Annotated in this window: 23 protein-coding genes; 5 read left to right on the plus strand and 18 right to left on the minus strand. The window is 41.9% G+C overall.

Annotation, left to right across the window (positions count from 1 at the left end; all coding sequences use genetic code 11):
• Nucleotides 1-1,155, minus strand: coding sequence for a cysteine desulfurase family protein (locus BLQ87_RS10465; RefSeq protein WP_074606217.1), 1,155 nt, complete (start codon nt 1,153-1,155; stop codon nt 1-3).
• Nucleotides 1,155-2,543, minus strand: coding sequence for a phosphoglucosamine mutase (glmM, locus tag BLQ87_RS10470; protein ID WP_074606929.1), 1,389 nt, complete (start codon nt 2,541-2,543; stop codon nt 1,155-1,157). The genes BLQ87_RS10465 and glmM overlap by 1 nt, the downstream gene beginning before the upstream one ends.
• A gap of 175 nt (nt 2,544-2,718) precedes the next feature.
• Here glmM and BLQ87_RS10475 point away from each other — a divergent pair, with 175 nt between their 5' ends.
• Genes BLQ87_RS10475 through BLQ87_RS10485 form a run of 3 tightly spaced genes read left to right on the plus strand, consistent with a single transcriptional unit; the run spans nt 2,719 to nt 4,738 of the window.
• Nucleotides 2,719-3,450, plus strand: coding sequence for a class I SAM-dependent methyltransferase (locus tag BLQ87_RS10475; RefSeq protein WP_074606218.1), 732 nt, complete (start codon nt 2,719-2,721; stop codon nt 3,448-3,450).
• A complete protein-coding gene (locus BLQ87_RS10480; RefSeq protein ID WP_074606220.1) occupies nt 3,447-4,010 on the plus strand; it encodes a phosphatase PAP2 family protein in 564 nt (187 codons plus the stop codon). Before BLQ87_RS10475 ends, BLQ87_RS10480 begins: the two co-directional genes overlap by 4 nt.
• Nucleotides 4,010-4,738, plus strand: a complete 729-nt coding sequence (locus tag BLQ87_RS10485; protein ID WP_074606222.1) for a ZIP family metal transporter — start codon at nt 4,010-4,012, stop codon at nt 4,736-4,738. Before BLQ87_RS10480 ends, BLQ87_RS10485 begins: the two co-directional genes overlap by 1 nt.
• Before the next feature lie 8 nt (nt 4,739-4,746).
• On the opposite strand, the gene BLQ87_RS10490 is transcribed toward BLQ87_RS10485, so the two are convergent.
• The 9 genes from BLQ87_RS10490 to BLQ87_RS10525 form a co-directional block, all read right to left on the minus strand.
• Nucleotides 4,747-5,211: a MarR family winged helix-turn-helix transcriptional regulator gene (locus BLQ87_RS10490; RefSeq protein WP_317048270.1), complete on the minus strand. Its 465-nt coding sequence runs from the start codon at nt 5,209-5,211 to the stop codon at nt 4,747-4,749.
• A complete protein-coding gene (locus BLQ87_RS33740) occupies nt 5,211-5,372 on the minus strand; it encodes a C1orf53 family protein (RefSeq protein WP_172664758.1) in 162 nt (53 codons plus the stop codon). The genes BLQ87_RS10490 and BLQ87_RS33740 overlap by 1 nt, the downstream gene beginning before the upstream one ends.
• A 1-nt stretch (nt 5,373) precedes the next feature.
• Nucleotides 5,374-6,315, minus strand: coding sequence for an exonuclease (locus BLQ87_RS10495; protein WP_074606224.1), 942 nt, complete (start codon nt 6,313-6,315; stop codon nt 5,374-5,376).
• Nucleotides 6,315-6,911, minus strand: a complete 597-nt coding sequence (gene coaE, locus BLQ87_RS10500; RefSeq protein ID WP_074606226.1) for a dephospho-CoA kinase — start codon at nt 6,909-6,911, stop codon at nt 6,315-6,317. Before coaE ends, BLQ87_RS10495 begins: the two co-directional genes overlap by 1 nt.
• Nucleotides 6,911-7,858 (minus strand): CdaR family protein, encoded by a 948-nt coding sequence (locus BLQ87_RS10505; RefSeq protein ID WP_074606227.1) that lies wholly within the window; start codon nt 7,856-7,858, stop codon nt 6,911-6,913. Before BLQ87_RS10505 ends, coaE begins: the two co-directional genes overlap by 1 nt.
• 81 nt (nt 7,859-7,939) lie before the next feature.
• On the minus strand, nt 7,940-8,281 hold the full coding sequence (gene yajC / locus BLQ87_RS10510; protein ID WP_074606229.1) for a preprotein translocase subunit YajC: 342 nt from the start codon (nt 8,279-8,281) through the stop codon (nt 7,940-7,942).
• 28 nt (nt 8,282-8,309) lie between these two features.
• A complete protein-coding gene (locus tag BLQ87_RS10515; protein ID WP_074606230.1) occupies nt 8,310-8,774 on the minus strand; it encodes a DUF1573 domain-containing protein in 465 nt (154 codons plus the stop codon).
• A gap of 5 nt (nt 8,775-8,779) precedes the next feature.
• Nucleotides 8,780-9,730: a transcription antitermination factor NusB gene (nusB, locus tag BLQ87_RS10520; RefSeq protein ID WP_074606232.1), complete on the minus strand. Its 951-nt coding sequence runs from the start codon at nt 9,728-9,730 to the stop codon at nt 8,780-8,782.
• A gap of 46 nt (nt 9,731-9,776) precedes the next feature.
• Nucleotides 9,777-10,865, minus strand: a complete 1,089-nt coding sequence (locus BLQ87_RS10525; RefSeq protein WP_074606233.1) for a Glu/Leu/Phe/Val family dehydrogenase — start codon at nt 10,863-10,865, stop codon at nt 9,777-9,779.
• Between the two features lie 113 nt (nt 10,866-10,978).
• On the opposite strand from BLQ87_RS10525, the gene BLQ87_RS10530 reads away from it, so the two are divergent.
• A complete protein-coding gene (locus BLQ87_RS10530) occupies nt 10,979-12,781 on the plus strand; it encodes an ABC transporter ATP-binding protein (protein WP_074606235.1) in 1,803 nt (600 codons plus the stop codon).
• 177 nt (nt 12,782-12,958) lie between these two features.
• The gene (locus BLQ87_RS10535) at nt 12,959-13,288 is read left to right on the plus strand and encodes a DUF3276 family protein (RefSeq protein WP_069377834.1); all 330 of its coding nucleotides are present in this window, start codon (nt 12,959-12,961) and stop codon (nt 13,286-13,288) included.
• A 113-nt stretch (nt 13,289-13,401) separates the two neighbouring features.
• Here the strand turns inward: BLQ87_RS10535 and BLQ87_RS10540 are convergent, their stop codons facing one another.
• From BLQ87_RS10540 to BLQ87_RS10570, 7 genes are all read right to left on the minus strand, one after another.
• A complete protein-coding gene (locus BLQ87_RS10540) occupies nt 13,402-14,529 on the minus strand; it encodes a TlpA disulfide reductase family protein (RefSeq protein ID WP_172664757.1) in 1,128 nt (375 codons plus the stop codon).
• Nucleotides 14,530-14,548: 19 nt separating this feature from the next.
• A complete protein-coding gene (locus BLQ87_RS10545; protein ID WP_074606239.1) occupies nt 14,549-15,733 on the minus strand; it encodes a thioredoxin family protein in 1,185 nt (394 codons plus the stop codon).
• Between the two features lie 199 nt (nt 15,734-15,932).
• Nucleotides 15,933-17,378 carry a RagB/SusD family nutrient uptake outer membrane protein gene (locus BLQ87_RS10550; protein WP_074606241.1) on the minus strand — a complete coding sequence of 482 codons (1,446 nt, stop codon included), beginning with the start codon at nt 17,376-17,378 and terminating at the stop codon, nt 15,933-15,935.
• Between the two features lie 12 nt (nt 17,379-17,390).
• Nucleotides 17,391-21,011: a SusC/RagA family TonB-linked outer membrane protein gene (locus BLQ87_RS10555; RefSeq protein WP_083361791.1), complete on the minus strand. Its 3,621-nt coding sequence runs from the start codon at nt 21,009-21,011 to the stop codon at nt 17,391-17,393.
• Between the two features lie 240 nt (nt 21,012-21,251).
• On the minus strand, nt 21,252-22,415 hold the full coding sequence (locus BLQ87_RS10560) for a FecR family protein (RefSeq protein ID WP_074606243.1): 1,164 nt from the start codon (nt 22,413-22,415) through the stop codon (nt 21,252-21,254).
• A 147-nt stretch (nt 22,416-22,562) separates the two neighbouring features.
• Nucleotides 22,563-23,141: an RNA polymerase sigma factor gene (locus BLQ87_RS10565; RefSeq protein ID WP_074606245.1), complete on the minus strand. Its 579-nt coding sequence runs from the start codon at nt 23,139-23,141 to the stop codon at nt 22,563-22,565.
• Nucleotides 23,142-23,245: 104 nt separating this feature from the next.
• On the minus strand, nt 23,246-24,373 hold the full coding sequence (locus BLQ87_RS10570) for a TlpA disulfide reductase family protein (protein ID WP_074606247.1): 1,128 nt from the start codon (nt 24,371-24,373) through the stop codon (nt 23,246-23,248).
• Nucleotides 24,374-24,385 lie beyond the last annotated feature (12 nt).

The raw sequence follows: 24,385 nt of genomic DNA on the forward strand, positions 1-24,385 counted from the left end.
TTATGCAGTAACGTTTTGACTTACAATATGTTTTACTTTATCAACCACGATATCCAGTTCTTCTTTAGTATTGTACTTACTGAAAGAGAACCTCACCGAAGGTCGGTTTGGATCGGCATTAATGCCATTCAGTACATGTGAACCAATGTTGGACCCGGAAGAACAGGCGCTGCCACCAGAAGCAGAGATGCCATTGATATCCAGGTTAAACAGCAACATATCAGACATGTCCATCGCAGGGAAAGAAACATTCAATACGGTATATAAACTTTTATCCGCGTCGGTTTCTCCGTTAAAATTTAGATCTGCAATTTCTGTACTCAGCCTGTTTTTAAGGTAGTCTTTCAGTTCCTGAATATGCTGCTGGTGACTTTCCATTTCTGAATAAGCCATTTCCAAAGCTTTCGCCAAACCAATAATACCATATACATTTTCTGTTCCACCGCGCATATTACGCTCCTGAGCACCACCATGGATCAGTGGGCTGATCTTGATGTTGTGGTTCACAAAAAGGAAACCTACCCCTTTTGGTCCATGTAATTTATGTGCCGCACAAACAATGAAATGCGCTTTTAATTTCCTTACATCATGCACGTAATGTCCCATGGTCTGAACGGTATCACAATGATAGATCGCTTCATACTGCTCACAGATCTCCCCTACACGTTCAATATCTGTTAGCGTTCCCAGTTCATTATTGGCATGCATCAGAGACACAAAACTGCGTTCATTGTCTTTCAACAATTCTTCCAGATGTGCATAATCTACATTTCCCTTTTCATCAATATTTACAAAGCTCAGCTTTTCGATCACCCCTTGCTTCAATAACATCGTCAGGGTATGCTCTACTGCATGGTGTTCAATTTTCGAAGTGATGGCATGTTTGATATTATAGGCGGCAATACCACAACGAATCGCGGTATTGTCTGCTTCCGTACCTCCGGAGGTAAAAAAGATCTCTGCAGGAGTCGCATTTAAAAGACCGGCAACTGTTTTTCTTGCTTTTTCCACCAATGTACGTACCTCTCTGCCCTGAGCATGAATTGCAGATGGATTCCCGTAATAATTAGTCATCACGTTCACCATCTCTGCGATCACCTCTGCATCAAGAGGCGTCGTTGCCGCATTATCCAAATAGATCCTGTTTGTCTGCATTAGTTCAATTTTAAAATTTCTTTAATATCTGATATGATTTTCGAAGCAAGGTTCTCTGCAACGGTTTCGCTGCCAGCCTCACTGTAAATACGAATAATCGGTTCTGTATTTGACCTGCGCAAATGAACCCATTCTTTATCAAACTCTATTTTCAACCCATCAATTGTACTGGTAGGCTGGTTTTTATATTTCTCCTGAACCTTCAGCAATAAAGCATCAATGTCCATTTCAGGAGTTAAGGTAATTTTATTCTTAGAAATGTAATAAGCAGGATAGCTACTTCTCAAAAGAGAAACAGACTTACCAAACTTCGCAAGGTGCGTCAGGAATAATCCGATTCCAACCAGCGCATCACGGCCATAATGAGATTCCGGATAGATGATTCCACCATTACCTTCACCACCAATCACCGCATTGGTTGCTTTCATTTGGTTCACTACATTCACCTCTCCAACTGCAGAAGCGTTATACTCCCCTCCTGCTCTTTCCGTCACATCTCTCAATGCTCTGGTCGAAGACAAGTTAGAAACCGTATTTCCCGGGGTATTTTTAATCACATAATCCGCTACTGCAACCAAGGTATATTCTTCACCAAACATTCCGCCATCTTCACATACAAAGGCCAAACGGTCTACATCCGGGTCCACTACAATTCCTAAATCTGCATTTTTCTCTTTTACCAGCTTGGCAATTTCGGTCAGGTTTTCCGGCAATGGTTCCGGGTTGTGAGGGAAATGACCATCTGGGGTACAGTACAATTCATAAACGGTTTCAACGCCCAGTGCCTTTAATAAGGCTGGCACAAAAATCCCGCCTGTAGAGTTTACACAATCAATAGCAATCTTAAAATTGGCTGCTCTGATCGCTTCTACATCTACCAGTGGCAGCGCAAGAACGGCATCTATATGTTTCTGTAAATACGTATCGTTATTGGTCACCTTACCCAGATCATCGACATCTGCAAAGCTGAATTCTGCTTTTTCAGCGATGTCTAAAAGTTCTTTTCCATCCGCATCGCTGATGAATTCCCCTCTTTCATTGAGTAATTTTAAAGCATTCCATTGTTTAGGATTGTGACTTGCCGTTAAGATGATCCCGCCTCCTGCTTTTTCAAGCGGAACAGCGATTTCCACCGTTGGTGTAGTCGACAAGCCAAGGTCAACGACTTCAATTCCCAAGCCCTGAAGTGTGCCAATCACGAGGTGGTTCACCATTTCTCCGGAGATCCTGGCGTCACGACCGACAACAATTTTTTTAATGTTCGTTTTATTGATAATCCAGGAGCCGTAAGCTGCCGTAAATTTAACGATATCAATAGGAGTCAAACCATTACCGGCAATTCCACCGATGGTTCCTCTTATTCCAGAGATAGATTTTATTAGTGTCAAGTTATTCGGTTTTTTTTCCAAAAATAGCAAAAAAAGAACAGAATGATTGATTTTTAAGGCCCTCAATCGTAAAATTAACATCATTAAAATTGTAGATCAGGTTTAAATAATCCTCTTTGTTGCATTTGAAAATACTATCTTTGTCTTTTTCCTAAACATCAAAAATTCGGGCTCTATGCAGCGTAAATGGTTTCAATATTGGTTCAATTCCCCCTATTACCATATTTTATATAGTCAACGTAATGACGCTGAGGCAGAATTCTTAATCGATAACCTTTCAGCATATTTAAAACCTGCAGCAGACTCCAGGATTCTGGACATTGCCTGTGGCAGGGGGCGTCATTCCATTTACCTGAATAAAAAAGGTTATGATGTGACCGGAATAGACCTTTCAGAACAAAGCATAAAATATGCGCAGCAGTTCGAGCAAAAACACCTTCATTTCTTTGTTCATGACATGCGTAAGCTGGCCTTCATCAATTATTTTGATATCGCCATGAACCTGTTTACCAGTTTCGGATATTTTGATACGGAAAAAGACCATGTGAATGCGCTAAAATCCTTCAGAAAGGGAATAAAAGCGGACGGAACTTTGGTTATCGACTATTTCAACACCCAGAAAATCATTAAAAACCTAACGCAGCAGGAAACGAAAACTGTAGAAGGTATAGAATTCCATCTCCATAAATTTGTGTCGGAAGGAAAGATCATTAAACACATCAACTTTGAACACAGGAACAAAGCCTTTGCTTTTGAAGAGCGGGTACAGGCCTTCCAGCTGGAAGATTTTGAAAGAATGTTTTTAAAGAGCGGCCTGCAGATCACTGAGACTTTCGGAAGCTATGGCCTGGAGCCATTTGACGAGATGAAGTCCGACCGCCTGATCTTAATCTGCAAAAAAGTATGATAGAAAGCCTGCAGCAGTTTGATGTCGAATTGTTCCTTAAAATTCACAGAGGTCTCGCCAATCCATTTTTCGATTGGCTGCTCCCTTTAATGAGGAACCGTTACTTCTGGGCGCCACTCTATCTTTTTATCATCATCTTCTGCGTAAAGGAGTATAAGAAAAAAGGATGGTACATCATTGGTATGTTGCTTTTTACAGTAGCCATAGGCGATTTATTATCCTCCAGGGTCATCAAACCTCTGGTTGCACGCATCAGGCCCTGCAATGACCTCAGTCTGGCAGATGAACTGATCCGCCGCGTGCCCTGCGGAAGCGGTTATAGCTTTCCTTCTGCGCATGCCACCAACCATTTTGCCATCGCCCTCTTTCTCATCTTTGTCTTTTACGACAAATGGAAACCTATTTTGCCCATCGCATTGATCTGGGCCTTTATCATTTCTTTTTCACAAATCTATGTTGGGGTACATTACCCGATTGATACCATGGCAGGCGCAATATTGGGCAGTTCCATCGGTATCGCAACATCTTTTATCTACAAAAAAATACAACCGCAAGTATAATGGAAGTCTGGAAGCTGTTTATTTTATTCTTTAGCGCCTTTTTAGGAGGCTCTGCCATCTTTCTGGTAAAGAGCGATAAGTCGCAGCTGCTGAAGCTCATCCTGTCTTTTAGTGGGGCCTATTTATTTGCCATTACGGTATTACACCTGATCCCTGATGCGTACAGCGGTCCGGACCATGCAGAAATCGGCATCTTTATCCTGATTGGTTTTTTATTGCAGATCCTGCTGGAACAGTTCTCCGAAGGCGTAGAACATGGGCATATTCATAAACACGGGGATTCCAAAGCTTTTCCTTATGGCATCATGATCAGTTTATGTCTGCATGCCTTTCTGGAAGGTATGCCTTTGGCTAAAGATCAGCACAATGCCTTGATTTTTGGAATTTCATTACACCATATCCCTGCGGCCTTTGCACTGGCCAGCATCCTGATGCAAAGCAAATTCAACAGGAACAGCGTACTTTTTTACATCAGCATTTTTGCCATCATGGCCCCGCTTGGTTTTTATGTGAGTTACGGCCTCAGCAATGGCACCATTGGAGGCGTAGAAAACTATTTCAACAAGATCATGGGAATTGTGATCGGAATCTTCCTTCATATCTCTACGACCATCCTGTTTGAATCCAGTGTAGACCATAAGGTGAGTAAACGGAAAATGATTGCGGTATTATGCGGTGTAGCAATCGCCCTGATCGGTTATTTCTCTGCCGGCGGACATAGTCATTAGGCGGAGCATTATCCCCGCATTTTATCCAATAATTCGTTTAAAAGCGTGGCTTCCTCTTCGGTCAGGTTTTTAGAAACCGGTGCGGAAAGATCCAGCTCCTGGTCCATCTTCTTCAACAGAGAGAGTCCCTTATCGCTGATCAGAATATCTACGGCACGTTTATCATTTGGATTTATCTTTTTGGCCACCAGTTCTTTTTGAACCAGCCGCTCTGTGATCCTGGAAGCATCACACATCTTATCCAGCATCCGTTCTTTCAGGAGGTTGATCGTAGAAGGCGCAGGGTATTGCCCCCTCAGAATTCTCAGGATATTGAATTGCTGAGGCGTGATTTCATAAGGCTGAATCAGCTGCCTGAAGTTCTCATTACACCAGCTATAGGTAAACACTACGTTTACAATGGCCTGCTGGTAAACATTTTCAAATTTTGACGTTTTTATTTCTTTCTGCAACTGCATCTCCGTTCTTTTCATTACGTATCCTTCTCTTCTTTGGGTTTGGCTTTCTTTTTACCGAATCCCCAGGGGCAATGTCTGCATTTATTTTTACAACAATATCCTCTTTTCAAATGATAAGCTGCTGTGAAAACCATTAACCCATCTTCATTAAGATAATAGTCTACCCCTTCTTCCATTTTAAGTAAGCAATTTAACTACCAAACTGTTCTCATAATGGTTTTTTAATTGTAAACCATCTCCATGATTTGTCCAGACCTCTGTAGGTTTAACCTGTCCTATCGTATAAATGATGTCTTCCCAATCGGCATGATCAGAAACATACAACTGAATCTCATTGTTATTTTGCAGGTGTTTCCAACCGGTCGCAAACACCCTGATCACATTGATTGCCCGGAAATAGCTCCTGAATACCATCGGCGGCACAAGGTAAACCATATTGGTATGGTTATTCTTCATCACCTTTCTGTCGTACATCTCATATTTACCCATGTCTATCCCCTTTTGCTCGTAAATTTTTACAAAAGGCATCATGCTATGGTGTACCAATATCCGTTTTTCCGGACAATATTTATTCATCAGACTGATCAGACGCTGACATTTGCCCAGGGCATAAGCACCCAGCAGAATGTTACTCTGTGTCGCATTCAGCTTCAGAATTTCTTCCTCCGCTGCAGGGTGCCTGGTATTCGGATCTGCAAAAGTCGTCTCCGTGATCAGCACATCCGCCTGCACATATTCAATAGGCTCACAGGTATCATCAGGCTGAAGTTTATAATCTCCGGTATACAGGTATTTAATGCCCTCATATTCCATCAGGATCATCGCAGAACCCAGGATATGCCCGGCAGGGATAAAACTTATTTTCACGCCGTTTAAGACAAATGCTTCCTCATAAGCTTTAAGGAAAAACTCCCCTCCGGCAAATTTCTTATACCGGTGCTTCATAAAGAGCGCAGTGGCTTCCGTGCAATATACATTCAGATTTCCACCTATGGCATGGTCCCCATGGGCATGGGAAATCACTGCATATTTTACGATTTCCTTAGGATCCAGATAAAAATCACCATATCTACAAAATAAACCTGTTTTTGTAGCAACTATAAAATCATCTAATATCATTAAGGGAGTATATTTAAAAATTGATGGTGGAGTTCCATCACTTGTATAATTAAAGAATCTGTTTCATTGTTGCGGACCAGCATGTCCGCCATTTTTGCTTTCTCCTCATCGGAGAGCTGTTTATCCATCCGGGCCTGAACTTGTGCCTCAGTTACGCCATCACGTTGCATCACGCGTTGTAATTTGAGCGCTAAAGGAGCGACCACCAATACGTTCCGGTCGCACATCTGATAAGAGCCGCTTTCAAAAAGCAATGCGGCTTCTTTCAACACATAAGGGACCGCTGCCGGAACATCTTTTACCCAATGTTCAAATGCCCGGAATACGGCAGGATGCACCAGCGCATTTAATTTCGCCAGCTCTTCCGCCTGATTAAAGACAATGCCTGCGATATGCTTGTTGTTTAAGCTGCCATCAGCGGTATAACTTTCTGCGCCGAAAGTAGCTTTAACACCTGCGACCAGGATCGGATCGCTGACCATGATCTCCTTCGCTACCGTATCTGCGTAAAATACAGGAATGCCCAGGCTTTCAAACACCTTACACACCGTGGTTTTCCCACTCCCTATACCCCCTGTTATTCCTATTTTTAACATTATTTTTCTATGATAAAATCAATTTTTGCGGGTTGCGACTGCACCAGTTTACAATAATCTGGAAAGCGGATGAGCTTTACCGTCAGTTCATTGTGCTGAAAAACTTTCCACTCATTCATGTCTACGACTGCCTCAATGAACTCTTCATTAACCTGGGTATATTTAGAAAGGGCAACCAACAGGGTAATCTTTACCTTTTTAGGGTAAAGTTTGATATTGTAATACTCTTTGTTATTGATGACTTTAACCGGAACTTCTATTATTTTTTCCGTGAACTCGTCGACCGGCAGTTTCACATCCACACTCGTCGGAAAGATGTTCACGTTCTTCATCTTATTTTGCATCATCGCTACCCTGGCCACTGTGGTCGCCTGGATTTTCTCTATTTTCAAAGTATCGGTATTCCATTCGTTGATGTTTCTGATGTCCTGCTCAGGTCCGGAAATGGTCACATAACTGGGATTGATCTGAATCTCATTTGAAACGCCATACTGTGGCATATAATGCAGGTTAGAAACCAGGTTTACCGGTACACGCTTCACCCTTCTTTCAGAAAAGTCGAAATAAAGGGTATCGGGTTTTACAGAAATGATCTTTTGAGAAGTCTCCAGTTGCCGGTTCACATTGAACAGCTGCTCAGAAAAGAGCACAAAATTCCTGTTGTTCAGTTTTTCCAGACTGATGGAAATCGATTGGGGTTTAATCCGCAGACGGGCAAAAAGCAACTGCCATCCGGTTCCTTCCACCTGCAAATCTACCGTGTCCGACTGTAAAGGATGGAAAGCTTTCTTCTGAGGGAAATTTCTATAGTCCAGAACCGTCTTTGCGGTATAGACATATTTATTGTTCAAAGCCATGAACAGCCATGCACCAACTGCCAGGAACAGGCAGGTGACCAGCGCCAGAAAACGCTTTTGCTCTACTTTTGTGAGTTTGATGATTGGCATGGTGGTAAAGTAAACAAATATACTGAAATGCAAAAGCCGCACCAAACAAGGATGCGGCTTTTACCAGTATAGCTGAAAAACCTATGCTTTAGGAGCGTCAGTTTTTGCAAGATCAACTTTAGGAGCTGCAGCTTTCGTTGCATCTAAAGAGACCGCAGTTTTATCAAAACGGATTTTAGCACCGCTTTCTACTTCGATTACAAACGTAGTATCGTTCATATCAACGATCCTTCCGTGAATTCCGGCAGTAGTTACGATTTTATCGCCTTTTTTTAAGTCTTCAACCAGTTTTTTATGGTCTTTTGCTTTTTTAACCTGTGGTCTGATCATAAAGAAATAAAATACGACCATGATTAAAACCATCGGTACCAGGGTACCTAGCATATTGCTGCCACCTGCCTGTAAGATTACTGTTGATATCATATTGTTGTTTATAAGATTTTTGTATTGCCTATTTTACTTCTTTGATCTCTCCGGTCAGGTGCAATTCTGCAACTGCCGGATTGGCATTTGAAGTCACCGTGATCACTTTATCCTGCATCCCAAATTTGCCATGGCTATCAAAAACTACTTTGATCACTCCCTCTCCACCCGGTGGAATTGGCTCTTTTGGAGGTTCAGGAATCGTACAACCACAAGTAGCAGTAGCATTGCTGATGATCAGCGGACTTTTACCTGTGTTTTTGAATTTGTAGCTATAGTTCACTTTCTCTCCCGGAGCTATTTTACCGAAGTTATAGATTCCGCTATCAAAGGTGATTACAGGTGCATCTGCCGCTGCAACAGGGTTTGCTGAAGCTTCAGTTGTTGCTGTTGTACCGGTAACTGCAGTGTTTTCTGCAGGAGTTTTTGCTGTGTTTTGCTGGCATGATGCAAATGTCATCGCTGCAATTGCCAATAACAAGATTTGTTTCATAATCGTTATTCTTCTATAAGTCCGCGACCGATTTTATGGATGCTGTCTGTCCGCTTCAGGTCACCTAAAATTTTGTCCAAGATACCGTTAATAAATGAATTACTTTTCGGAGTACTGTAATCTTTTGATAGATCCAGGTATTCATTAATCGTTACCTTAACTGGTATAGACGGGAAATTTAACAGTTCACAGATCGCCATTTTCATCAAAATGGTATCCATTAAAGCAATCCTTTCCGATTCCCAGTTTTTGGTACGCTCTGCGATCAGGTCCTGGTATTCTTTGTTGTTTTTCAAGGTATACACAAAAAGATCTTCGACAAATTTTTTGTCTTCATCCCAATCCTGACTGATTGGCGTCAGCTTGTTTTTACGGGGATCTTCAGAGGTAAAATTCTTCAAAGTCTTGGCCACCATTCCCTGCATCACTTCTTTATCTACAGACCAGTTGATAAACTTATCCTCAAAAGCCTGAATGATGTTGTGGCTTTTCAAAATAATCTTTCTGAAAATGTATTTGATAATGGTTTTGGATTCCTCCAGGCTATTGTCCTCATCGTTAAGGTAAGCCAGGTATTCAGGAGTGGTTTTCAAGGTATTGAAAATACCTTTTACAAATTCCGGGTCAGACAACCAGTTGATCTGGTATTTGTTGACCATGTCAATAAAGGCTGGGTTCTCTTTCAGCGTAACCGCAAACTTATTGTGGAGCAGTTTCATGTTGGGATTGAGATCCTCTGCTGTAGGCAAATGTTTATTTGACCTTTCTGTAGCATCCGTGCTGGTGTATTCCGTGACCTCAACAAGGAGCGAAAGCATCCAGATGTACATTTCGTACACGCTGTCAATACTCTGCATTAATGCTTTCTTGGAAGAAGCTAAATCTCTCTTGTCTGTCATTTGCCATGCAAAAATATTCTGCAAAGCTTTAATTCTTAAGTGCCTTCTGTTTAACATGAATGTAAGAACGAGTGGTAAATTACCGGTTTATTAAAATTGTTTATTAAAATGATGATTTTATTTTTTTGATGTCGATGATTCTTTGTTCAGCAATGCGGTTAGCGGCCCATATCGTTGGGATGTTGTCTTTCTTAGACATTTTAATCACGTCACGCGTGGCATTGTAAATGTTCTCTGTAAGCTGTATCGTCCGTTTCTTACCGAAACCGGTTAATTCAGAATAGCAGCTGATTAATCCGCCGGCATTGATCAGGTAATCGGGCGCAAATAAAATCCCTTTATCCAATAACAATTTACCGTGTGTCTGCTCATCTGCCAGTTGATTATTTGCAGAACCTGCAATAATCGCAAACTTCATTTTAGGAATGGTCTTGTCATTTACGGTAGCACCTAAAGCACATGGCGCATAAATATCTGCATCAATTCCAAAGATTTTATCCGCAGCAATAGGTTTCGCTTTATAAGTACGTGCTACATGTTGTAAACGTTCTTCGTTGATGTCGCTGATGTATACTTCTACATTCTCCGCTCTCAATAACTCTACCAGGTGCTCTCCTACATTACCTATCCCTTGCACTACTACCGAGCGTCCTGCCAGCATATCTGTTCCAAATACTTCTTTCACACAGGCTTTAATTCCAAGGAATACGCCTTTTGCAGTATGTGGTGCCGGGTTACCTGCCCCACCTAAAGATTCAGGAACACCGGTAACATGACCTGTTTCCATACGGATATACTCCATATCTTTTGTGGTCGTACCTAAATCTTCTGCTGTAATGAACTCTCCATTCAGGTTTTTGATGAACCTTCCATAGCTGCGCATCATCGCTTCCGACTTTCCTTTTCTGGAATCCCCGATAATTACGGCTTTACCACCGCCAATATTCAGGCCTGTGATCGCAGCTTTATAGGTCATTCCCCTCGATAATCTGAGTACATCTTCCAATGCTTCAGCCTCTGTAACGTAATTCCACATGCGTGTTCCGCCTAAAGCCGGACCAAGCGTGGTATCATGAATGGCTATGATTGCTTTCAAGCCAGTATCGGGATCATTGCAAAAAACGACCTTTTTATGCCCTGCGGCACTTAATTGGTCTAAAACTGAATTCACAAGAGAACTATTATCAGGCATATAATTTTGTTTATCAGATATGTCGCAAAACTAGCATAAAAAAAACATTATTTACACTGTTTTAACCAAAGTCTTAAAAAAAATTACCTTCATTTGGCTAACTTTACCAACTCATGAAACACCTTAGATTCTTAAACAAATACTTCTTTAAATATAAATGGTGGATTATTCCGGGGGTATTTTTCGTTATAATCTCCAATATCTTTGGTGTAATTCCCGCCCAGGTCATCGGGCATGCCTTTAATCTAATTACAGAAAACATACAAATCTATGGCCTGTTCGAAGGTTTCGAACGCCGCAGTATCATCTATGATATCTTTAGCACGAGCTTATTTTATTTCGGTTTATTGGTACTGGTACTTTATCTGATGAGGGGTCTTTTTCTGTTTTTCATGCGTCAGACCATTATTTTAATGTCAAGACATATAGAGTATGACATGAAAAATGAGATCTACGCACATTATCAGGAACTGAGCCTTGGTTTTTACCGGAGGAACAATACCGGCGATTTAATGAACCGTGCAACAGAAGATGTCAACAGGGTCCGCATGTATGTAGGCCCGGCAATCATGTACACGATCAATACCGCAGTACTCTTTATACTCGTGATCTATGCCATGTTCTCGGTCAACAGTACATTAGCGATTTTCTCCTTACTTCCCTTACCGGTTTTGGTGGTGATCATTTATTTTGTCAACACCCTGATCAATAAAAGAAGTGAACAGATCCAGGAACAGCTTTCCAGGCTGAGCAGTTTTGTTCAGGAGAGATTTTCAGGAATCCGTGTGATTAAGTCGTATGTAAGGGAAAGCCATACGAACAACGTATTTGCTGCGGAGAGCCAGGGTTATAAAGACAATGCTATGGGGCTGGTAAAAGTCCAGGCCCTGTTTTATCCGACCATGTTGTTACTGGTTGGGCTGAGTACCATCCTTACCGTTTATATTGGCGGGAAGCAGGTCATCGAAGGCTCGATCAGCGCAGGAAACATTGCAGAGTTTATTGTGTATGTAAATCAGCTGACCTTTCCGGTATCGATGCTGGGTTGGGTAACGACCCTGATCCAGCGTGCTTCCGCTTCTCAGAAGAGGATCAATGAATTTTTGCAGCTTCAGCCGGACATCGTTTCGGGTAGCAGCGAAATCATTCCTTTAAACGGAAACATCAGTTTTCAAAATGTAAGTTTCACCTATCCTGACACGGGAATTCAGGCTTTAAAAGACATTAGCTTTGAGATCGAACAAGGTCAGTTTGTCGCCATTATTGGCCGCACCGGCTCCGGAAAATCAACACTGGCCAACCTGCTGATGCGCATGTACGATGTAGATCAGGGGAAAATAAAAATGGATGGCACAGCGATCGGCAACCTGAACCTGCACCATTACCGCAGTCAGTTTGGCTTCGTTCCACAGGAGGTTTTCTTATTCTCCGATACGATCAGAAATAACATTGCTTTCGGACTGGATCAGGTGAAGGAGGAGGAAATCATCGACGCGGCTAAAAATGCTGCAGTGTATCAAAACATCATCAATTTCGACCTTAAATTTGAAACCATGCTTGGGGAAAGAGGGATTACCCTTTCCGGCGGACAAAAGCAGCGTGTATCCATCGCCCGCGCCTTAATTAAAGAACCTAAAGTCCTGATCTTCGACGATTGTCTTTCCGCAGTGGATACCCGTACAGAAGAAGAGATCCTGAATAATCTTGGAAGGGTCATGAAAGGAAAAACAAGCATTCTCATTGCCCACCGGATATCAACGATTAAAAATGCCAACAAAATCCTTGTTTTGGACGATGGCCGGATCATTGAACAGGGTACACATGCTGATTTACTCCAATTGGGAGGAGCTTATGCTGAAATGTACCAAAATCAATTGCTGGAAGAGGAAACTTCTGGTAATTCTCCGCTGGCATAAGGGCTAAAAAAATGAAAACACTCGTTTTAGAGGCTTCAGCAGCATAAAAAGCAATAAAATAACGATAAATTAACAATTTTGCACTGATAAAAGGTATTTTGTGTAATTTTCTATTTTGAAGTTTAATAATTATTGCTTTATATTTACCCGAACCAAAAACCAAGATCAATACCAACCATGGGAGAATTTGACAACAAAGAGAGAGAAGAGGTTTTTTCGAAGAAAGTAAGGGCCGGTAAAAGAACGTACTTTTTCGACGTAAAAGCAACAAGATCAGGAGACTATTACCTAACTTTAACTGAAAGTAAAAAAAGACTGGAAGACGGTGTTTTTGTGAAACATAAAATCTTCCTATATAAAGAAGACTTTGAGAAATTTGCAGAAGGATTAAATGAGACTGTTGACTATATTAAAAGCCACCAGGATGTTGTAGAAAAACGCTACGAATATTCTGAGAACCACGAAGGCGCAGGAAACAAGAATCACAATGATGATTTTTCTTTCTAAGATATAAAGAAAAACAAGGCCCCTCATGAAACAGGGGCTTTTTTGTGCCCTAAAAAAAACGGTCTTGTCAAATAGACAGGACCGTTTTAATGTGCTTAGCTTCCCTAAGAAAACTATTTCAACAACTCTTCCAGTTTATCGTGTAGCGCTTTACCCCGAAGATCTTTCGCGACGATAACACCTTTGGCATCCACCAGCACAGAATGAGGAATTCCTCTTATTGCATATAGCTTCACCACCGGGCTTTGCCAGTACTTTAAATCTGAAATCTGATACCAGGTCAGCTGATCATCAGCAATCGCCTTTTTCCATGCGGCAGCGCCTTCGGTTTTATCGAGTGAAACACCCAGCACGTTAAGGCCCTTTTCATGAAATTTAGCATAAGCAGCAACGACGTTCGGGTTCTCCTGTCTGCATGGCCCACACCAGGAAGCCCAAAAATCAATCAGGGTATACTTCCCTTTTTTAACCACCTCATTCAGGGAAAGTGTTGCGCCCTCCGGGGTTAATGCACTAAAGTCCGGAGCCTTGATTCCAACAGCTACCCTGGAAAGGTCCGCCAGGCGTTCTTTAACCTTTATTCCATAAGCACTCTCTTTTACCGATTTGGAAAGACCATTGTAAACCGGTCCTGTAACGGAGGGCTCAATGTCTCCGTTAAAGATCAGGTTTGCGGTATAATAAGACTGCGGGTTCTTCCTGATAAATTCATCCGTCAGTTTCGCCTGTTCCCCTTCCACTTCGTCGAATTGTTTACTGATACTTTTAACCAGCTCTTCGTTTTTTGCGGTACTTGCATCACGGTATTCCTTGTTCAGGCTTCTGATTTTCGCTGTTGTGGAAGCCACCGTTGCGGTATACCGCAGATAATCGTCGTGGGCGGCAGAACCGGAAAGTGTGACTTTAGAAAGGTCTTCAGCATCTCCCTTTAATACCATGGAAGAATTGTCCAAAAAGGCATTATACCTGATGCGCTTATTTTCTACCCTTAAACTATAAAAGTCGGCGCCGTTTTTCACCTGCCCTTTCAGTTCAAACCTGTTGTTTTTTACCGTTTGAAAAACAGTATCCATTTTACGCTGGTCAATGCTATGGATCAGCATCACCTTATCTCCGTCTTTTAAGCCGCTCAGTTCCCCTTTAATGGTAAAACCCTTTGTATTTTGTGCATTGACTCCTGCAATACCAACCAATGAAACGATGGTTAAGGAAAGCATGGAGACTTTTAATGTCTTTTTCATCTTGTTATCTTTTATGAGCTTATAATGATTCAATCTTATCCAGTAATTCCTGAGACAGCTTCTGAATTTTGGAAGTCTCCGCATCCGCCAACGATCTCGATTTCTTTGCTGCTTTTAAACCCTCCTCTTTCTTTTTCAGGGAGAGGCATACTTTAGCAAACGTACTTTGAATGGAATATTCCTCAGGTGCCAGTTCTACGGATCGCTTTGCCAACAGGTAGGCCTGCGCTAAAATCTCCGGATTTGCAGCTGCTTTATAATCGGCTCTCCTTGCCAGAAAACTTAATTTTTCAGCATCCAACTTCAAGACTCCTTTCAGTGCAGCATCGGTCACCTTTTTATAATCGGCAGATCTGTTCTGTTCCAGATAAAAATCAGCTTCCAGCATTGCTCCCTGTTTCCTGCGGTCTGCTTTATCAGAAGTATTGAAAAAAGCCAGTTTCTTCATAAAGGCCCCTTCATCTTTTGCATAAATATAACCGTACATACTGCTGCTGATCAGACGGTCTGTTAGTTCATCTCTTTCAGCGATTGTACTCCATGCAGCATACCTGCCTGGATTTGCCATGAAGTAAGCACCCAAACGATCCGTTTCTGATCTGGCCAGGGTCTTTACCGCTTTCCATCCCAATGCAGAGTTCAATTCCTGCTCCGTAATTTTTGTAACAATGTCTTTCCCGATCTGATCCGCAGTTCCGCGTTCTGATTTTTGTAAAGTCAGGTAATAATCAAGAACAAAGGGGATGTCCCGTTGTCCGGATTCATATTTCTTCTTCATGGAGGAGAAATTTTTCGCCGGGTCTGAGGCCATTTTCCCTTCCTCCAAAAATTCGGCAACAGGCATTCTGGAAGCCGTTCTATGGATCACTTCCCCTTTATCATTGACAAACAGGAAAGTCGGAAAAGAGCGCACATTGTATTTTTTCGCCAAAGCAACCCCTTCCCCTTTTTCCATATCAATTTTAGCGTTGATAAAATTCTTGTTGAAGAAAGCCCCCACAGCAGGGTCTACAAAGACATTCTGATCCATCCATTTACAAGGCCCACACCAGGAGGTATAGCAATCTATGAAGATCAGTTTATTTTCAGCTGCCGCCTTTTCAGTGGTTTCTTTCCAGTTCGAGGTCTGGTTAAATTTAATGCCTTCCTGTGCTTTTAAGCTTCCGCCAATGAGCAGAAGCAGGATTGTGGTTATATTTTTCATCAGTATATAATTTGATTTTTATCGGTTATGAAGCTATCATAAGTATATTCATTGCTTTTTTGTAAGCGGTATGCTTATGATGGTTTCATTGACATGTTTTCTTTACATAGGTTTAGAAACCTGCATCAGCTGAATTACTTGTTTAGGCAACAGCTGATACAGATTCCTTCATTTTACAATTTCTTTAACTGATCGATGCTTAGCGATCGTACACCGGTATCGAAGGATTAAACTCCAGGACATTTGGTGGCAATGGAAGAATATAGCGCTTATCATTTGCCGGTAAAGTATAAGTTTCCGTTCCGTTTTTATGGGTCACTGTTTTTGCGAAACGGGGATCTTTATTTAATCTTTTCAAATCGATCAGACGTGTACTTCCCTGATAAGCAGTTTCTCTTCTTCTTTCTTCGAGTGCCATGCGCAGTGCATCATCTTTAGTTGCGGCAGCCAAAGGCTGATTACCTGCGATACGCATGTTTCTCAATTTGTTCAAATGTTGCACAGCGACATCTTTACTTCCCACCCTTGCCTCACATTCTGCTGCAATCAGGTAAAGTTCCGGTGTGCCGAATCCATGATTAAACTCTACATACGCTGCCCAAAGCTTTCTTCCCGGAAAAACAGTGATCGCCCCTCCAAAATTGGCTTGCCCGTCGCAGAAGAAAAGTTTTAAACGCTGATCTGTAGCATTTGCCGGCAGGTCTTTTTGATAAACATCCAGTAAATCGGTACTGGCATACAGCTCCGTAAATACATTTCCAAAACTGGAAGAACCAAAACGGCTCCAGATACTTTCGGTACTTTCATTGGGACGAGGAAAGACAACCGTCTGGTCTGCGATGGTACAAACCCTTCCCCAGGTTCCCTTTTTATTCGTATAAATGCGGTAATCAATCAGGTTGCTGTTTAATTTCAACGCCTCATTTGCATTCTGCAGCGCCTCCGCATATTTTCCCATATACAGGTACATCCGGCTTAAAAACGCATAACCAACACTCCTTGTCGGGTGAAAATTATTAGGAACCTTCAATGCTAAATTAGGAAGTGCTTCATCCAGATCCTTCTGTATCTGAGTATAGACCTCTGCAACCGTACCTCTTTTATACTTCACATTGATGTCTTCCGTCAATACCAGGGGTACGCCAAGATCCGTTGCTGCAGTAGCCGGATCGTAATGTGCAGCATAAGCATTTACAATGGTCATGTATTCGAACGCACGACCAATTTGCGCTTCCGCTTTAAGTTGCAATCTATCCGCCAGCGTTCTGTCTTTTACATTTTCTATATTATTGATAATGGTATTGTAAACAAAAATATGCTCGTAAGCGGCTTCATAAAACCGGTCTGACTGGCCGGATTCAAATATACGCCCAGGCTTAAACTCATATAAATTTCGTTTAAAGAGGTCATAACCCGGATAATCAGCAGCTTTATTAGGATCTTTCACTTCCCCCGATTGTGCATCATCCGTTAAGTAAACGGGATATGATGAAGAAACGCCATATAGCGCAGAATTATTTAATAACCTTTCGTAATCGTCATAAAACTCCGGGATCGTATATCCTTTGGGTTTTATATCCAGGTATTTTTTACATCCGGATAGGGCAACTATGGCGATGAATAAAATGGTGAATATCTTTTTCATAATGGTTTTGAATTAAAAATTAGCAGAAAGACCAAAGGTGTAAGTTGGCGGAAGCAATATTCCTCTCGTAGGAGGAGAAAGCGGATTACTCGCAGAAGAATTAGTCGTCCCCAACCATACTTCCGGATCCAGATTCTGTTTATTTGCCGACCAGCGCCATGCATTTTGTACCTGAAGACTAAGCCTTAAACGCTGAACATGATTTCTTTTCAAGAATTCATTCGCGAGGTTATAGCTTAAAGTAATGTCACGCAATTTGATGTAATCCGCCTTTTGGATCCCCTGATTTCCTGCTTCCCAGATATTGGTGATGACAGAACTTGCGGCCGTAGTAAAGCCCGGTGCGATTCCCGGAATCGACTCGTCGCCAGGTTTTTTCCAATAGTTCAATGTATTCCTATCCATATTACTGGTATAGTTTAACTCCGCATATTTACTTAAGAAAGGGGCATAAACATCACGCATCACGTGCCCTCCATAGTAGATGAACATAAAGAACAGGTCAAAATTTTTGTAACTCATGCTATTGGCCAAAGAAACCGCATAAGGAGGAGTCGCAGTCCCTTCATGAATCAAATCTGATACCGTTAGCTGATCTGTACTTTTAACTTCCCTTCCGTCATTGGTTAAAGCAATTGGCTTTCCTTTATCATCCAGTCCTTTATAGCGAATGCTATAAATTGAATTCATCGGAACCCCTACTCTATTCTGTCCCCTGTCAAGATAAGAATAGACGCTTTTCCCTTCATTTTCCAGTTTGGTCAGTACATTTTTATTGTAATTGAAATTCAATGTGGTACTCCACTTAAAATCATTTGTCGTTAAATTTGTACTGGTTAAGGAAATATCTGTTCCACGGTTTCTCATGCTTCCGTAATTCAGCATCACAGAACTCCAGCCGATCGTAGGATCGGTAGTCTGAAAGCCCAGAAGATCACTCGTAGATTTATTATAAAACTCAACAGATCCGGAGAAACGGTTCTTAAGGAGACTAAAATCAAAAGCAAGATTGGTTACATTCGTCTTTTCCCAGCGCAAACCAGAATTTGGCGGACTTTGAACATAAGCCTGCGACTCGTTCGTGTTAGAATTAGGCCCTGCATCCTTGGTGATCATATAAGGACCATTCAACTTGGAGATATTACCATTGATGCCATAGGTAGCACGAACGGTAAGGCGATCCAGCCAGTCGTTTTGATTTTCAGAAATCACATACATTAAACCTGCAGACCACAGTGGTTTGTATTGGTATTTAGGGTCTGTCCCGAATAAATTCGACTGATCCATACGAATACTGGCACTCGCGGTGATCTTATTGTCGTAGGTATAGGAACCATTCCCATAGAAAGAGACAAACCTGTTTTCCGCAGAACTGAATCCTTTCTCGAGCCTGGTTAATTGAAAACGGTCATTGATAGACTCTGTACCCAATGTAGCTACCGCAAGTGCAGCTTCATTGATCAGTTTATAGCTCAGGTTATAATCATCGTATCCATATTTGTAGATGTTTGTCCCCGTGCTCAGAATCTTACGTTGTTCTGCACCGGCAATCATTTCCAAACGGTGTTTGCCAAATAACTTACTGAAATTAACCTGTGCCCTCAAAGTATGGGAGTTTTTATCACCGCGGATTTCACTCAGTTGCCCACCAACGGGGATCAGATTCGTGATCGTTCCATCAGGTTTGATCAGCGTCGCGTCGTTGATCTGCGTTTTCACGTTATAGGCATTTCTGTTATAATATTGTTTGAAATACTCATCTGTTCTTTCCTTTTGATAAAGAAGGTTCAGTGACAGTCCATCAATGATTTTAATATTCGCCCCTATATTGATATTCAGGTAATTATTCTCGTTGTTTAAATGTTTGGTATTCATTTCATTTACAGGAGCAAAATTTTCATCCTGTAAACGCAAACCATTCAGGCGGTTTATTTCAAACTGTGACTTGGAATTCAACCAGTTTACCGGATTGCCTTGTGCATCTCTCAACATAAAATAGGAAGCTTTACCTGCATTCAACATCCCCGTCCCGCTGATTCCATTGTCATAATCCTCATTCTGTTTACTGCCCAATACGCCAATATTCAACTTCAACCATTTGGTCAGATTGAGGGTATTGTTGAAATTGAATCCAATACGATTACTACTTTGTACACGATCATAGGGATTAGATCCCATATAATTACCACTAAAATTATAGGTGTAAAAATCTGAACCTCCGGATAAGGAAAGGTTATGCTGCTGATCTATCGCAGTCTTCCGGATAAACTCAGTGACCACCTGATCATAGCGATCATTGTTCCGGTAAACATCCAAAGCAGTCTGTAGTTCCGCTTCAGTCATGTGTCCTTCCCGCTGTTCGTAGAATAATTTATACACATCATTCATTGCCTTGCGCGGGTCTATCGCCGAATAAGAACCAGAGCGGTAATTGAACATTTCCCTTTGAAAATCTACCAGCTCGGCACTGCTCATTCTGTTGGCATAACCGCGATCCGGAAGCGGGGTAAACTTGACCGTACCGTTATAGCTGATCTTTAAAGGACCTTTCTTGCCTCTTTTGGTATTGATCACAATGACCCCATTGGCAGATCGGGCGCCATAAATAGAAGCCGCAGTCGCGTCTTTCAAAATGGTAACACTTTCTACATCAGCAGGGTTTATCGATTGAGGATCTCCTTCAAAAGGAGCCCCATCGAGCACATATAAAGGCGCTGTTTCTCCACTGATGGTGGATATTCCACGAATCTGTGTTTTTCGTACGCCACCAACTTTGTAACTGGTTAATCCGGCAGACATGCCCTCTATACGGTCCATGATATTGCCCTGTAATTTCCCACTCAGGTCTTTATCCGCATTAATTACGCTGAAAGATCCGGCCGCACGTTCTTTTGGAATATCCTGGTAACCGGTAGAAACCACAGATATTTCTGACAACAGCGCCGGGTTAATTTCCAGTGTGATGGTCATCGGGCTTCCCTGGTTTGCAGGGACCTCCTTTGATTTATATCCAATATAAGAAACCACCAGGATCGCTTTATCGTCTACCGCATGAAGCTCAAATGCCCCATCCACATTGGTAATCGCCGTCTTTTTGGTATTCTTGACCTGTACAGTTGCCCCCGGTAAGGGCCCTCCTTTTTCATCAAGGACCTTTCCTTTCAGCTCAATAAAACTGAAATAATTTTTCATCTGCTCCAATACAGAGAAATCCTTTTTCTTGATCACAACCGTATTTTCAATGATCTTAAAGCTGAGGTCCTGGCCCTGAAAACAGGCCTCCAGCGCCTGCTCCAGTTTGACGTTCTCCAGATTCAGGTTTACCTTTTTGGCGGCTTTAATCAAATCGCTATTGTATAGAAAAGTGAATTTTGTCTGTTTCTTGATCGACAACAATACCTGTTGCAAACTGGCATTATTTTCATGCAGGGTAACACGTTGCCCAAAGGTGCTGGCCGCAGCCTGCAGCAGCGATATGGTGATCAATATTGCTATCAAATTAATCCGCATAATAATTTGTCTTCTGGTTGAGGAATCTACACTTGAAATCCAAGTGTAAATGGCCTGAAATGGTTTAAAATATGGCGCAAGGCGTAGCCTGTCCATACCTGTTGAAGTATTAAATAAATACATACATTTGTAAGGTTGGGTTAAATAAGTAAGGTCTATTGCTACATGTTTTTCATCCCGATTTATCGGAACAAATGGAAGAAATGGTTAACCCAATATTAATCCTGGTATCAACAGGATGTCGACCGGGGAAGTGCTTCAACACTTTCCCGGTTATTTATAAGTTAACATTTCAAGCTTCCTACTCTTTGGCTGGTAAATTTCTATTCATCTTTTTTTAGTTTATGGTTTATGATCTGTTGATTAAAGCGATACCACAATTTTATTTCTGGTATTGGTTTGCTTTTCTATTTTAAATTTTATGTTCAGATACCTCAGCATCTCCAGGAAAGTAGCCGCATTGACACTTCTGGGTACCTCCCCGGTAAATTTGACTGGCGGAATATTTCCTTCGTAGACCACGTCTACATTGTACCACCTGGAGGCCTGACGCATGATGCTTTTCAAGTCACTCTCGTTAAAACGGAAGAATCCATTTTTCCAGCTCATGACTTCTTCAGTATCTACCTTTGCTACAGACAACTTGTCTTTTAAGACCGCCTGTTCCCCGGGTTTAAGCAACATCCCATCTTTTGCATTTAGCTGTTCAAAGACTTTCACCCTGCCTTCCAGTAAAGTGGTTCTCACCGCTGGTTCATCGGCATAAGCATTGATGTTAAAATGAGTGCCCAAAACTTCGACTTCCTGTGTAGCCGTCATGACAATAAAAGGAACACGTTCCTGTTTCCCTGTTTCTTCTTTCAACTGTTTGGCAACTTCAAAATAGGCCTCTCCTTTGAGTTCTACTTTTCGCTCATTGAGGTGGTCAAAGGTCAACGGGAACCTTAATGACGACCCTGCATTTAACCAAACCCTGGTGCCATCCGGTAACACGACCTGATATTGGCCGCCATGTGGTGTCGTAATGGTATTATAGGAATTGGGTTTGTTTACCTTTGAAAGGTGATACACCAGCTGGCCATCTTTGGATTTGGAAATGTTTATGCCAGACTGACTGGCAAGGGTCCCTGCCTTTGCATCCGACAAAGAAATCTGTGTTCCGTTGTCAAGTGTCAGGATCGCTCTGTTTCCACCAGGGACTATTGTTCTTGCAATGGCCATCTGTTCTGCCTCGCTATTTTTCGGTGCTTTAGATAAGTAGAAAACGATTCCCGCAGAGAGGCTGAGTAACAATACCGCAGCGGCAGCAATCCTTGGCCATAAGGAAATACGGCGGGGACGTTCTTCAGGAAGCTGCAGCCTTTCCCAAACTTCATCAAGATCCTGACTACGGTCGTCCATGCTTAAATCCGTATGTAAACGGGCCGTCCTGCTCAGATGCCAGCTTTCCAATAAAGCCTGCTCTTCTTCAGTACAATTACCGGAAAGGTACCTGTCTAATAGTTCTTTTGCATCTAATTTTTTCATAGTCAGAAAGCGCAATGTTTGCCCTTATAAAACAACAGACAGTTAAGTGCGGCGGAGGGGGTAAATAAAAATGAAAAAAGATTTAGAGCGGGCTCACTTAGACTTAATGGGAGGCTCACTCGCACTTAATGGGAAACTCACTCACACTTAGTAATGAGAAATTAAAAACAGGAATACCATCAGCCCAAGCTTAATCCTCAATATTTTCAAAGCATGCTGTACATGTTTCCTTACGGTTTGCTCGGAAAGGTCCAGCTGTTCTGCAATTTCCTTATGGCTCAACTGGGATTTTCTGCTGAGCTCAAAAACTTCACGCATCTTAGGAGGCAGGAGCGCAATTTCCTTTTCTATCAATTCCGTCAGTTGTTTTTCCCTAACGAGATGGTCCGTTACACAAGTCCCTTCATCGATAAATTCCTGAAGCGAACTCAGGTATTGGGAGGCGATCTTCTGATGGGAAATCGCATTAAAGATGCGGTTTCTAACCGCAGTATAAAGATAGGCCGAAAGATTTTCCGGGAAAGACAAACTTTCACGTTTGGTCCACAAGTTGGCAAAAAGCTCATGAACAATGTCCTTTGCTTCTTCGCGATCCTGCATCCACTTATACGCATGAATGTGCAACAGCCATTTATACCTGTTGTAAATTTCTGTATAAGCTTTTCTATCCCCTACCTTTAACAATCCGGCCAGTTCGTTGTCCGATATCGCCTGATAATTAAGCATTTTTGTAATCTCCCCGGGGCGAATATAGTAATTATGGGCCTATTCAAAAAAGAACTCCCATACCGGAAGACCAATATGGGAGTTCTTTGCCATGCTGTTATGGCTTATTTCATCAGCTCTTCGAGCTTTTTATGCAATTCCTCTCCTCTAAGATTTGCAGCAACAATTTTTCCGGCAGGGTCAATCAGGTAATTCTGTGGGATTCCTTTTACACCATATAGCTTTGACGCCGCGTTGTTCCATCCCTGAAGATCACTCAGTTGTGTCCAGGTCAGCCCATCCGTTTTAATCGCATTTAACCAGTTGTCTTTCTTACCTGGCTGATCCAGGGAAACACCAAGAACAGTAAAGTTCTTTTCTTTATACTTGTTATAGGCAGCCACTACATTAGGATTTTCCGCACGACAAGGGCCACACCAGGATGCCCAGAAATCCAACAACACGTACTTTCCGCGAAACTCAGAAAGTTTAACCGGCTTATCGTTCACATCATTCTGCGTAAAATCAGGAGCTACCGCACCAACTGCCGTAGCTTTAGCAATCTCGATTTGTTTGGCAAAATCCAATCCCGCCTTACTTTCTCTCAGACGTTTAGTCAGCGCCAAAAATTTAGGCTCTACTTTAGCCACCTCCATATCATACTCCGAAGATTCTTTTAAAGCAACCAGACTAAAATAAGAATCGGGATGTTGCGCAATAAAGCCCTCCTGAATTTTCAATTTTTCATCCGCCGCAGGCTTATGTCTGCTTTGCAGGCTCTTTACAAATTCTTCTTTTTGCTTTTGTTCATTACTCGCGGCCGCCCATTCTGCATTCAATCCATTGATGATCTTTTCAGGTGCTGCAACGGCTTTTAAATATACCGCGTGTTCTGCATTGATTGCCGATCCTGTGATCAGGGCATTTTTTACAGAATCTTTAGCCTTTAAAGCAATATCTCCTTTATCCAGATAAAATGACAGCACATCCGGATTTTTTGAAGCTACATTTTTTCCCTGCTGATCAAAAGTGATTTTAGCAGAGGTAGGTCCAGATACTTGTCCTTTAAAGTTAAAAATCCCATTTTTCAGGATAGCAGAATCTTTAACCATTGCCCCATCCTGGCGGTAACTCAGGTAAGCTTTTGAACCGGCAGCTGCCTTCGCTACTTCTCCCTTTAAATTAAATGCTGCATTTTGTGCATTGGCCAATACCGGAACGGCACATATTAGTGTAAAAACTAACTTTTTCATTGATTGATTGAT

The organism is Pedobacter steynii (genome assembly GCF_900103665.1).
GTDB lineage: Bacteria > Bacteroidota > Bacteroidia > Sphingobacteriales > Sphingobacteriaceae > Pedobacter > Pedobacter steynii.